This window comes from Enterococcus eurekensis (genome assembly GCF_042654605.1).
GTDB classification, from domain to species: domain Bacteria; phylum Bacillota; class Bacilli; order Lactobacillales; family Enterococcaceae; genus Enterococcus_I; species Enterococcus_I eurekensis.
The window spans coordinates 134,176-146,383 of sequence record NZ_JBHSGT010000043.1 but is presented as its reverse complement, the minus strand read 5'-3'; the positions used below and the strand labels follow the sequence as shown (position 1 = coordinate 146,383).

Here is a 12,208-nt window from a genome sequence, read left to right as displayed (position 1 = left end):
CTTATTTTTCTGATACGACTACCGTAACATGACTTGTACGTTTGTTGATTGGAGAAGCTGATCCTTTTGCACGTGGACGGAAACGTTTCATTGTCGGTCCTTCGTTAACAAAAGCTTCAGAAACTACTAAAGTCTCAACATCTAAGTCGAAGTTGTTTTCCGCATTAGCGATTGCTGACATCAAAACTTTTTCGATGATTCCAGCCGCTTTATTCGGTGTAAATTTCAAGATTGCAATTGCTTCAGCAACGCTTTTTCCTCTAATTAAATCAATAACTAGGCGTGATTTGCGAGGGGAAACGCGTACTGTTTTAGCAGTTGCTTTCGCTGATGTAATTTGTTCTGCCATCTGTATATCCTCCCCTCAGATTAACGTCTTGTTTTCTTATCATCGGCTACGTGTCCGCGATAAGTTCTTGTTGGTACGAATTCACCCAATTTATGTCCTACCATATCTTCTTGGATGTAAACTGGTACATGTTTACGACCATCATAGACAGCTATCGTAAAACCGATAAAACTTGGGAAGATTGTTGAACGACGTGACCAAGTTTTAATAACTTTTTTCTTTTCAGCGCCTGCTTGTGCGTCAACCTTTTTCATTAAATGGTCATCGACAAAAGGCCCTTTCTTTAAACTACGACCCATGGTGAACCTCCTCTCAAAATGTGCAACACATGGTTAGTGTAATTATTTTTCGTTACGACGACGAACAATAAGTTTGTCAGATTGTGCTCTCTTATTACGAGTTTTGTAACCAAGAGCTGGTTTGCCCCAAGGTGAAAGAGGTGCTTTACGACCGATAGGAGCTTTACCTTCACCACCACCGTGTGGGTGATCGTTAGGGTTCATTACGCTACCGCGAACAGTTGGGCGTTTACGCATCCAACGAGAACGACCTGCTTTACCAATGTTGATTAATTCGTGTTGTTCGTTACCAACTGAACCGATTGTTGCACGGCAAGTTGCTAAAATCATACGAACTTCTCCTGAGTTTAAGCGGATTAATACGTATTTACCTTCTTTACCAAGTACTTGAGCACTTGTTCCAGCAGAACGGATTAATTGTCCACCTTTTCCAGGTTTTAATTCGATGTTGTGTACGACTGTACCTACAGGGATATTTACTAAAGGTAATGTGTTACCTAATTTGATATCTGCTTCTGGTCCAGATACTAAACGCATACCAACTTCTAAGCCTTTAGGTGCTAAGATGTATGCTTTCACCCCGTCTTCATAGTGAACTAACGCGATGTTAGCTGAACGGTTCGGATCATACTCAACTGTTTTTACAACAGCTACAACGTTATCTTTGTTACGTTTGAAGTCGATGATACGGTATTGACGCTTGTGACCGCCACCTTGATGGCGTACAGTAATGCGTCCGTTGTTGTTACGACCGGCATGGTTTTTTAATGGTGCTAATAATGATTTTTCTGGAGTTGCTGTAGTAATCTCAGCAAAGTCAGAAGTAGTCATATTACGACGACCATTAGTAATAGCTTTATACTTTTTAATTGCCACGTCTTTTTCCCTCCTATGTTAATCTAGAACAACTCAGCTAATTACTCAGCTGAGAAAAATTCGATTGCTTTAGAATCTTCAGTTAATGTCACAATCGCTTTGCGACGTTTTTTTGTATAACCTGCATATTTACCAACGCGTTTAAATTTAGGACGAACATTGATGATGTTAACGTTCTGAACTTTTACGTCAAAAGCTGCTTCTACAGCTTGTTTCACTAAAGTTTTGTTTGCACGAGTATCCACGTCAAAAGTGAATTTTTTCTCGTCCATTGCAAGCATAGACTTTTCAGTGATAACTGGGCGTTTGATTACGTCTAATAAATTCATTATGCAAGCACCTCCTCAATTTGAGTAAGAGCAGTTTGTGTTACCAAGATTTTATCGTTAGATACAACGTCTAAAACAGAAACGTTATTAGATGCAATAACTGAAACGTTTGGTAAGTTGCGAGCAGATAATGCTGCAAAATCGTTGCCTTCCTCTAATACGACTAATACTTTCTTATCGATTGATAAGCTAGCAAGAACTTGTTTGAATTCTTGTGTTTTTGGAGCTGAGAAGCTTAATGCATCAACAACAACAAATTTACTTGAAGCAACTTTTTCTGATAAAACAGATTTCATTGCTAAGCGACGAACTTTTTTAGGAAGTTTGTAGCTGTATGAACGAGGTGTTGGTCCAAAGACAACTCCTCCTCCACGCCATTGTGGTGAACGGATTGATCCTTGACGCGCACGTCCAGTTCCTTTTTGTCTCCACGGTTTACGACCACCGCCACGAACTGCACTACGGTTTTTAACCGCGTGTGTTCCTTGTCTTAATGAAGCACGTTGCATGATGATTGCATCGTAGACAACTGATTCATTTGGTTCGATTCCGAAGATTTCTTCGTTTAAAGTGATTTCGCCAGCTTGGCTTCCATCTTGTTTAAATAATGCTACATTCGGCATTCCTTAGTTCCTCCTTTCTTCCTATCTAATTATTTAGCTTTAACAGCTGATTTAATAGTAATCAATGATTTTTTCGCTCCAGGAACGTTACCTTTGATCAAAATTACGTTACGGTCTAAGTCAACACGTACAATTTCCAAGTTTTGGATTGTGATACGGTCGCCACCCATACGGCCAGCAAGTTTTTTACCTTTGAACACACGGTTCGCAGCAACTGCTCCCATTGATCCAGGACGACGGTGGTAACGAGATCCGTGAGCCATTGGTCCACGAGATTGGCCATGACGTTTGATAACGCCTTGGAATCCTTTACCTTTTGAAGTTCCTGTAACATCAACGATATCGCCAGTTTGGAATACGTCAACTTTAATTTCTGATCCTACTTCTAAGCCCTCTAGCTCAACATTCTTGAATTCGCGAATGAAGCGCTTAGGAGCCGTGTTTGCTTTTGCAACATGACCTTTCGCAGGTTTGTTACTTAAAACTTCACGTTTATCTTGGTAACCAACTTGAACAGCTTCGTAACCATCGTTTGCGATAGTTTTTAATTGTAAAACAACGTTTGGTGTTGCTTCAACAACTGTTACTGGAATTAATTCACCAGTTTCCGTGAAGATTTGTGTCATTCCCACTTTTTTCCCTAAGATTCCTTTGGTCATGATTACACCTCCATTTTACTTTTATAATTTGATTTCGATGTTCACACCAGATGGTAAGTCAAGCTTCATTAAAGCATCAACTGTTTTTGGTGTTGGGTTCACAATGTCAATTAGACGTTTGTGTGTACGCATTTCGAATTGCTCGCGTGAGTCTTTGTATTTATGTGTCGCACGAATAACTGTGTATAGGCTGCGCTCTGTTGGTAATGGAATTGGACCAGACACGCTAGCACCAGTTCTCTTTGCAGTTTCTACGATTTTATCCGCTGATTGATCTAAAATACGATGTTCATACGCTTTTAATCGGATACGAATTTTTTGTTTTGCCATTTCTTTCCCTCCTCGCCTCTTTTTAAAGTAGACATAGCTCCACGAAAATTTTTCCGTCACACTCGTCCATGGCAAAGCGTCCGGGCGTGTCGCAACCTCTCGTTTCATAGCCGGTAAAAATTTCTTTCTACCAGTGCGTTCACTACTTGTTGTAAACAGCACCTGTATGATTATATTATGGATGCGAAATAATAGCAAGCATTTTTCGTCCTTTTTTTCAGAAAAAATGAAAAAAAGTGAATCTACGCTATTTTTCGTTTATTATTGCTTCAAAATACGTTTTAAAGGGAAGTATAGTATGGCTACAATAAGAATGGTTGTCACGACATTTATCAGACTCGCTGGTAATTTAAACGCTGCTGCCGTAAAAGCCGCACGCAAGTCATTGCCTAGAAACAGCAAGAGCGCAGTATTTTTCAATTGAGTCATCAACAACTTCCCTATACCCGCCAAACTGCTAATTACAACTAATTGCCAAACTTGTTGCGGATTCTTCTTATATAGAAGGAAACCACCGTACACGAAGCCGCCAACAATAAAACTTTCTAATAAAAAATACGGTGCTTCTGCGGCGTAGCCATTTAAAATATCAAAAATCATAAAACCTAAACCGCCCGCTAACGATCCTTTGGTGTAGCCAAGCAATAAAACAGCTAAGACTAAAATGGCGTTACCCAGATGCGCAAAAGCTCCTGTTGGCATCGGAATCTTGATCATCGTTCCAACGACCGTTAAAGCCGCAAATAAAGCCACAAAAACGACTTCTCTAACAGAATGTTGTTTAATCATGGGTAGCCCCTCCCGTCGTTGGATTCATCCGATTTTGTGCTTGATGATAGGCACCATGCCATACGTGTCCGACATACGGATTAATATGGACTCCTTGATTGATTGCTGCCGCTACAAAATCTTTAGCTAATTGAACCGCTTCAAAGACTGGATAACCTTTTGCTAAAGCGGCCGTAATTGCCGCTGCAAAAGTACAGCCTGCCCCATGGTTATACTCTGTAGCAAACAACTCGCCAACTAACACCTCAAAATTTTGACCATCATAAAACAAATCAAGCGCTTGTGTCGCATTCAGGCGATGCCCACCCTTAATCACCACGTGTTTGGCACCTAATTGATAAATACGTTTCGCTGCTTCTTTCATATCATTGACGTCCTTTAAATCACCCAACTCTGATAAAATACCAGCTTCCACTAAATTCGGCGTCGTTATCAGGGCTTGTGGCAATAAGTAGCGTTTTATTCCTTCAACGCTTTTCGGCTGTAAAACTTGCGCCGTACCTTTACAAGCAATAACCGGATCGACGACAACCATTGCCATTTGATTTTCTTTAATTGCTTCCCTCGCAATTTGAATATTTCGTTCGTTGCCCATCATTCCAGTTTTTAACGCATCCAACTTATCCCCTGCAAAAACAGAAACCAACTGCTTTTGCAATAACTCACCTGGCAACTCTGTCACTTCATGCGACCAACCCGTACTTGGATCCATCGTCACAATCGACGTGAGACTCGAAAAACCAAAGACCCCAAACTCTTGAAATGTTTTTAAATCCGCTTGAATCCCCGCACCACCCGTTGAATCTGAACCAGCAATCGTTAATACTTTTTTCATTTTATCCCTCCTTGATCTAAATTTTAGTATAGCGAAGTCAAAACTTGACGAAAACAGCCAATTGGACTATTTTTAAACCATCCAATTTAATTGAAAAGGAGGACTTATTTTATGTGGCAACCGAATAAGAGACATTTCACCCCTTTATACCAACAAATTATCGATCATCTCATTCAAGCAATCCAACAAGGCGAACTTTCACCTGGCGATACTTTACTTTCGGAACGAAAACTAGCAGAGGTTTATCAAGTCAACCGCTCGACGGTCGTTCGTGCTTTAGACGAACTCGAAAGTTATGGTTGGGTTGAGCGCATTCGCGGGAGTGGCACCCGTATTCTGGAAAGCAGCGTACATAACCGCCAAATTCCGACACCGTTCATCCGCCTACTCGGTCGTTCTCATTTTCAAGAAAATCCTTACGTCGTTGAGCTAAAAGAAAAAATTAAAACGCCAGGAACGATGGATTTATATACCGGTGACTTGCCAATTGATTTGATTCCCAATTTTCAATTTCCACAACTTTCATGGGATGAACTGATTGCTGCCGAACAACAACTAACCGTTAGTGGTTATGACCCTTTAAAAGCATTAATTCAAGAAAAACTAACACGTCAGATTCATCACGGCTCCGAACAACAGGAGATTTTGATCACTTCTGGATCGACTCAAGGGATTATTTTATTACTCCAAAACCTTTTACAGCAAGGAGATTGTATCGCGACCGAAGAAACATCCTTCTTATATTCTTTACCAATTTTTGCACCGCTTGGCATCGAACTACAAGGAATCAAACAAGATAACGAAGGAATCAATCCGTTTCATTTAGAAGAACAATTACAAAAAGGGAAAATTAAACTCCTCTACTTAAATCCAAATTTCCAAAATCCAACAGGTACAACGATGTCTTTAAAACGACGGGAAGCCATTTTAACGCTTTGTCAAAAATATCAAATTCCAATTATTGAAGATGACGTCTTTACAGATTTTGCCCTGAGTCAACCTTTACCAACACTAAAAGAACTAGCTCCAGAACAAGTCATCTATTTAGGTTCTTTTTCGAAATTATTTAGTTCACGGATCAAAATCGGTTGGGTCTACGCCAACGCCCCTTTAATTCACCGCTTAATACAAGCCAAAAATCAAACGGAACAAGAAACTGAACTATTGCCACAACTGCTCGTCCATGCTGCTTTATCCGATCCTGAGTATGCAACGAAACATCAAGCATTACTCAAAGAATTGACCGACCGTGACCACGCTTTTAGAAATGGTTTGATGCGTCTTTCCGAGGATTGGAGCTATACACCGATTCAAGGCGGCTTATACTACTGGCTGACATGGAAACATGAGCGCTTAACGAAAAAAAATTGGCAAACCTTCTTAGATAACGGCCTAGCTTTAGCACCTTCCTTTTTATTTGGTAATGAAATGAATCACTGCCGCATTAACTATACTCGTCTCCCTATAGACGAACAGGAAGTATTCTTCAGCAAATTACAATTCATCAGCCAACAAATCAAAACGACTCGCGCTACCCCTTAGGTAGACACGAGTCGTTTTTGATTTGTTATGATACGCTTTATCCGATAGTTCCCTTCACTCTTTTAAAAAATAAAAAAAGAAAGTGAAAAGCCCTAGGGCCTCTCACTTTCTTAAAATAATCAAGTTGATTATTTAGTGATTTCAGAAACAACGCCTGAACCAACAGTACGTCCGCCTTCACGAATAGAGAAACGAGTTCCTTCTTCGATAGCGATTGGGTGAATTAAGTCAACGTTAATTGTAACGTTATCACCAGGCATAACCATTTCAGTACCTTCTTGTAAGTTAACAACACCAGTTACGTCAGTTGTACGGAAGTAGAATTGTGGACGGTAGTTAGTGAAGAATGGCGTATGACGGCCACCCTCTTCTTTACTTAACACGTAAACTTCAGCCGAAAATTGAGTATGAGGAGTGATTGTTCCTGGTTTAGCTAACACTTGTCCACGTTGGATTTCTTCACGAGCAACCCCACGTAATAAAGCACCGATGTTATCGCCTGCTTCAGCGTAATCTAATAATTTACGGAACATTTCAATACCTGTTACAGTAGTGTTTTTAGTTTCTTCTTCGATACCAACGATTTCAACAACGTCTCCAACGCGAACTTCTCCACGTTCAACACGGCCTGTTGCAACTGTTCCACGACCAGTGATTGAGAATACGTCCTCAACTGGCATCATGAATGGTTTGTCAGTGTCACGAACTGGTGTTGGGATGTACTCATCAACAGCAGCCATTAATTCAAAGATTTTCTCTTGGTATACTGGATCGCCTTCTAAAGCGCGTAAAGCAGAACCTGCAACAACTGGAGTGTCATCGCCTGGGAAATCGTACTCTGATAATAAGTCACGAACTTCCATTTCTACTAATTCTAATAATTCTTCATCATCAACCATATCCATTTTGTTTAAGAATACAACGATGTATGGAACACCAACGTTACGAGATAATAAGATATGCTCGCGAGTTTGTGGCATTGGACCATCAGCAGCAGATACTACTAAGATAGCTCCGTCCATTTGTGCAGCACCAGTGATCATGTTTTTAACGTAATCCGCGTGACCTGGGCAGTCCACGTGAGCGTAGTGACGATTTTCAGTTTCGTACTCTACGTGTGAAGTTGAGATTGTGATTCCGCGTTCGCGCTCTTCTGGAGCACCATCGATTGCAGCGTAGTCAGAAGCTTGCGCCCAACCTTTTGTAGCTAATGTAGTTGTAATCGCAGCTGTTAAAGTAGTTTTACCATGGTCAACGTGTCCGATAGTACCGATGTTTACATGGGGTTTAGAACGGTCAAATTTTTCTTTTGCCATTTTAAATGTTCCTCCTAAAAATATGAATTTTGATTTTTTTATGCTGATAGGTAAGCAACCTTAAAAAGATTGCTTGCCCATATCATCGCTAACATTGTACACGAAATTCGACAAAAAACATAGCTCTTTGCAAAATTTCATTCATCAAAAAGACTATTCGTCGGTTTTGCCGCCGTTTTTCTTAATGATTTCTTCTTGAATTGATTTTGGTACGTCTTCATAGTGGTCAAATACCATCATGAATGTTCCACGTCCTTGAGTTGAAGAACGTAGAGTTGTTGCGTAACCAAACATTTCTGATAATGGAATCATCGCATGAACGATTTGTGCATTACCATGAGCTTCCATACCCTCAACGCGTCCACGACGAGCTGTTACGTGACCCATAATGTCTCCTAAGTTATCCTCAGGGGCAGTAATAGTCACTTTCATCATTGGTTCAAGAATTGATGGGCTTGCTTTTTTAGCAGCAGCACGTAATGCTAATGATGCTGCGACACGGAATGCTGTTTCACTTGAATCGACATCATGGTAAGAACCATCATATAGACGAGCTTTAATATCTACTAATGGATAACCAGCTAACACACCGTTTTCCATAGAGTCAATTAAACCTTTTTCAACTGCTGGGATGTATTCACGAGGAACCACACCACCGACAATTGCGTTTTCAAATTCGAAGCCTGCTCCTTCTTCGTTCGGAGAGAATTGGATCCATACGTGACCGAATTGACCTTTACCACCCGATTGACGAACGAATTTACCTTCAACGTCTGCAGAAGCGCGGAACGTTTCACGGTAAGATACTTGAGGCGCACCTACGTTAGCTTCTACTTTGAATTCACGGCGCATACGGTCAACTAACACGTCTAAGTGAAGCTCACCCATACCTGCGATAACAGTTTCACCAGTTTCAGCGTTTGAAGTAACGCGGAATGATGGATCTTCTTCAGCAAGTTTTTGTAACGCCACACCCATTTTATCTTGGTCAGCTTTTGATTTAGGCTCAACAGCAACTTCGATAACTGGATCAGGGAATTCAATTGATTCTAAGATAACTGGGTTTTTCTCATCACATAGAGTGTCACCAGTTGTAGTATCTTTCAAACCAACCGCAGCTGCGATATCTCCTGAGTAAACTTCTTGAATTTCTTCACGAGAGTTCGCATGCATTTGTAGAATACGTCCAACACGCTCACGTTTGCCTTTTGAAGCATTCAATACGTATGAACCAGAGCTTAATGTTCCAGAGTATACGCGGAAGAATGTTAAACGACCAACGAAAGGATCAGTCATAACTTTAAATGCTAATGAAGAAAATGGCGCATCGTCAGTTGACTCACGTTCAGTTTCTTCGTCAGTTTTCGGATTCACACCTTTAATCGCCGGTACATCAGTTGGCGCAGGTAAGTAATCGATAACTGCATCTAATAATAATTGAACACCTTTGTTTTTGAAAGCTGTTCCACATAGCACAGGGAAGAATTCAACTGTTAAAGTTGCTTTACGGATTGCTGCTTTTAATTCAGCTTCTTCGATTTCTTCACCCTCTAAGAATTTCATCATTAAATCTTCATCGAAATCAGCAACTGCTTCGATTAATTTTTCACGATATTCTTCTGCTTGTTCTAAGTATTCAGCTGGGATATCTTCTTCGATCATGTCAGTTCCTAAATCGTTTGTATAGATTTCGGCTTTCATTTTCACTAGGTCGATGATTCCAGTAAATGTGTCTTCAGAACCAATTGGTAATTGGATTGGATGAGCGTTTGCTTGCAAACGATCATGTAAAGTTGATACAGAATATAAGAAATCTGCACCAGTTTTATCCATTTTGTTACAGAATACCGCACGAGGTACTCCGTAGTCTGTTGCTTGGCGCCAAACAGTTTCTGTTTGAGGCTCTACACCTGATTGTGAGTCAAGAACAGTTACTGCACCATCAAGTACGCGTAGTGAACGTTGAACTTCAATAGTGAAATCCACGTGTCCTGGTGTATCGATGATGTTTACGCGGTTACCTTTCCATTGTGCTGTTGTAGCAGCAGATGTGATAGTAATTCCACGTTCTTGTTCTTGCTCCATCCAGTCCATTTGTGAAGCTCCCTCGTGGGTTTCACCAAGTTTATGGATTTTACCAGTGTAGTATAAGATACGCTCAGTTGTCGTTGTTTTACCCGCGTCAACGTGAGCCATGATACCGATATTACGAGTGTTTTCTAATGAAAATTCTCTTCCCATGTTAGGTTGTTCTCCTCTCAAATATTTACTTTATGCTAAAGTTGCAATCTTTCTACTTCTTAAAAAAGTAGGGAGGATCTTACCAACGATAGTGAGCAAATGCACGGTTAGCGTCAGCCATTTTATGCGTGTCTTCACGTTTCTTAACTGAAGCACCAGTATTGTTAGCTGCATCCATGATTTCTTTTGCTAAGCGCTCTTCCATTGTGTGCTCTCCACGCAAACGCGCGTAGTTAACCATCCAACGAAGACCTAAAGTTGTACGACGTTCAGGGCGAACTTCAACTGGTACTTGATAGTTAGAACCCCCTACACGACGAGCTTTTACTTCTAAAACAGGCATAACGTTTTTCATTGCTTGTTCGAAAACTTCCAATGGATCGTTACCTGTTGTTTCTTTAATAATTTCAAATGAGTTGTAGATGATGTTTGCTGCAACTCCACGCTTACCGTCAATCATAATACGGTTAATTAAACGTGTTACTACTTTCGAGTTATAAATTGGATCTGGCAAAACATCGCGTTTTGTAATTGGTCCCTTACGAGGCATCCATAACTCCTCCTTTACGTATAATATGTTTTTGTGTTTCGTTTAATTTCAATAGTTGTTCTTAAGCTTTAGGACGTTTCGTTCCGTATTTAGAACGAGATTGTTTACGGTCGTTAACTCCCGCAGTATCTAAAGCACCACGAACGATGTGGTAACGTACTCCAGCCAAATCTTTTACACGTCCTCCGCGTAATAAGACAACACTGTGCTCTTGTAAGTTATGGCCAATCCCTGGGATATAAGCTGTAACTTCAATTAAGTTAGATAAACGAACACGCGCATATTTACGTAACGCCGAGTTAGGTTTTCTTGGTGTCATTGTTCCCACACGAGTTGCTACCCCACGTTTTTGAGGTGAGTTCACGTTTGTGTGAATTTTCTTGAAACTGTTATATCCTTTGTTCAATGCAGGTGAATTTGATTTATCCGCCTGAGATTTACGAGGTTTACGTACTAATTGGTTAATTGTAGGCATTCCTTGTATTCCTCCTTCCTTAATTCGCTATTATAGACCCACACATCCAGGTGGTTCTTTTCATGCGATAAAAAATAATGCAATTTCATGCATTCATTTTCGATTGTACTTTTCACAGTCAGCACGTCTTTAAAAGACCTGTATATAAGCACCTTCGAAATCATATCACGTTTTAACATGCGAGTCAATCATTTTCCCGTTTTATTTTTTAAAAAATCGATACTTTTCATTCCTTTTTTATTTACGCTATTCTTTTAAGTCAAATCCCTATATAATGAAAGAGAATTACGATCAGTTAAAGGTGGGAATGGAATTGAATTTGAAAGAGATGGTTGGCCTCAAAGCCGCAAGCTATGTTAAAGATGGAATGACAGTTGGTCTCGGGACTGGTTCAACGGCATATTATATGATTGAAGAACTTGGTCGTCGTGTAAAAGAAGAAGGTTTAGATATTGTTGGTGTCCCCACTTCTTTTGCTTCAAAAGAACAAGCAGAAAAATTAGGGATTGTGATCAAAGATATTGACGAGGTGACGCATGTTGATTTAACCATTGATGGCGCCGATGAAATCAGTCACGATTTCCACGGGATTAAAGGTGGCGGTGCAGCGTTACTTTTCGAAAAAATTGTTGCCATCAATTCAAAAGCCGTTATTTGGATTGTCGACGAATCAAAAATGGTTGAAAAATTAGGGAAATTCCCACTACCGGTTGAAGTTGTGCCTTATGGACAAGAACAACTCTTCCACTTATTCCAAACAAAAGGATACAATCCAAGTTTCCGAATGGAAAATGAAGACACCTTAAAAAAAACAGACTCTGGACATTCAATCATCGACTTACAATTAGATGTCATTGAAGATCCAATTGCCTTGGCACTGGAACTCGACCAAATGGTTGGTGTTGTTGAACACGGCCTGTTTAATTCAATGGTTAATACTGTGATTGTTGGTTATGCTGATGGTCCGAAAGTTATTGACGTACAGCGTTAAATTT

General features: G+C 40.3%; 15 protein-coding genes. 2 read left to right on the top strand and 13 right to left on the bottom strand.

Annotated features, from left to right (window positions below; genetic code table 11):
• Nucleotide 1: 1 nt before the first annotated feature.
• From rplV to thiD, 9 genes are all read right to left on the bottom strand, one after another.
• On the bottom strand, nt 2-349 hold the full coding sequence (gene rplV, locus ACFO3L_RS07275) for a 50S ribosomal protein L22 (RefSeq protein WP_379965323.1): 348 nt from the start codon (nt 347-349) through the stop codon (nt 2-4).
• Between the two features lie 20 nt (nt 350-369).
• Nucleotides 370-648, bottom strand: a complete 279-nt coding sequence (rpsS, locus tag ACFO3L_RS07270) for a 30S ribosomal protein S19 (protein WP_188366932.1) — start codon at nt 646-648, stop codon at nt 370-372.
• Nucleotides 649-690: 42 nt separating this feature from the next.
• Nucleotides 691-1,524 carry a 50S ribosomal protein L2 gene (gene rplB / locus ACFO3L_RS07265; protein ID WP_379965319.1) on the bottom strand — a complete coding sequence of 278 codons (834 nt, stop codon included), beginning with the start codon at nt 1,522-1,524 and terminating at the stop codon, nt 691-693.
• Nucleotides 1,525-1,565: 41 nt separating this feature from the next.
• Entirely contained in the window at nt 1,566-1,853 is a 288-nt protein-coding gene (locus tag ACFO3L_RS07260; RefSeq protein ID WP_379965316.1) for a 50S ribosomal protein L23, read from the bottom strand.
• Nucleotides 1,853-2,476 (bottom strand): 50S ribosomal protein L4, encoded by a 624-nt coding sequence (gene rplD / locus ACFO3L_RS07255; protein WP_379965313.1) that lies wholly within the window; start codon nt 2,474-2,476, stop codon nt 1,853-1,855. The genes ACFO3L_RS07260 and rplD overlap by 1 nt, the downstream gene beginning before the upstream one ends.
• A 29-nt stretch (nt 2,477-2,505) precedes the next feature.
• Entirely contained in the window at nt 2,506-3,135 is a 630-nt protein-coding gene (gene rplC, locus ACFO3L_RS07250; RefSeq protein WP_379965310.1) for a 50S ribosomal protein L3, read from the bottom strand.
• 21 nt (nt 3,136-3,156) lie between these two features.
• Nucleotides 3,157-3,465, bottom strand: coding sequence for a 30S ribosomal protein S10 (gene rpsJ, locus ACFO3L_RS07245; protein WP_005880808.1), 309 nt, complete (start codon nt 3,463-3,465; stop codon nt 3,157-3,159).
• 261 nt (nt 3,466-3,726) lie between these two features.
• Nucleotides 3,727-4,254, bottom strand: coding sequence for an ECF transporter S component (locus tag ACFO3L_RS07240; protein WP_379965307.1), 528 nt, complete (start codon nt 4,252-4,254; stop codon nt 3,727-3,729).
• Nucleotides 4,247-5,089, bottom strand: coding sequence for a bifunctional hydroxymethylpyrimidine kinase/phosphomethylpyrimidine kinase (gene thiD / locus ACFO3L_RS07235; RefSeq protein ID WP_379965304.1), 843 nt, complete (start codon nt 5,087-5,089; stop codon nt 4,247-4,249). Before thiD ends, ACFO3L_RS07240 begins: the two co-directional genes overlap by 8 nt.
• 111 nt (nt 5,090-5,200) lie before the next feature.
• Between thiD and ACFO3L_RS07230 the strand changes: the two genes are divergently transcribed.
• Nucleotides 5,201-6,631 carry an aminotransferase-like domain-containing protein gene (locus tag ACFO3L_RS07230; protein WP_379965301.1) on the top strand — a complete coding sequence of 477 codons (1,431 nt, stop codon included), beginning with the start codon at nt 5,201-5,203 and terminating at the stop codon, nt 6,629-6,631.
• Nucleotides 6,632-6,759: 128 nt separating this feature from the next.
• Here ACFO3L_RS07230 and tuf read toward each other — a convergent pair whose 3' ends face one another.
• The 4 genes from tuf to rpsL all read right to left on the bottom strand — a co-directional run bounded on the left by tuf (nt 6,760) and on the right by rpsL (nt 11,213).
• Nucleotides 6,760-7,947, bottom strand: a complete 1,188-nt coding sequence (tuf, locus tag ACFO3L_RS07225; RefSeq protein ID WP_379965298.1) for an elongation factor Tu — start codon at nt 7,945-7,947, stop codon at nt 6,760-6,762.
• A gap of 153 nt (nt 7,948-8,100) precedes the next feature.
• A complete protein-coding gene (gene fusA / locus ACFO3L_RS07220) occupies nt 8,101-10,188 on the bottom strand; it encodes an elongation factor G (protein ID WP_379965295.1) in 2,088 nt (695 codons plus the stop codon).
• A gap of 79 nt (nt 10,189-10,267) precedes the next feature.
• The gene (rpsG, locus tag ACFO3L_RS07215; RefSeq protein WP_379965292.1) at nt 10,268-10,738 is read right to left on the bottom strand and encodes a 30S ribosomal protein S7; all 471 of its coding nucleotides are present in this window, start codon (nt 10,736-10,738) and stop codon (nt 10,268-10,270) included.
• A 61-nt stretch (nt 10,739-10,799) separates the two neighbouring features.
• Nucleotides 10,800-11,213 carry a 30S ribosomal protein S12 gene (gene rpsL / locus ACFO3L_RS07210; protein ID WP_188366943.1) on the bottom strand — a complete coding sequence of 138 codons (414 nt, stop codon included), beginning with the start codon at nt 11,211-11,213 and terminating at the stop codon, nt 10,800-10,802.
• 313 nt (nt 11,214-11,526) lie between these two features.
• Here rpsL and rpiA point away from each other — a divergent pair, with 313 nt between their 5' ends.
• Complete coding sequence (rpiA, locus tag ACFO3L_RS07205) at nt 11,527-12,204, top strand: ribose-5-phosphate isomerase RpiA (RefSeq protein WP_379965289.1); 678 nt, start codon at nt 11,527-11,529, stop codon at nt 12,202-12,204.
• Nucleotides 12,205-12,208: the final 4 nt, after the last annotated feature.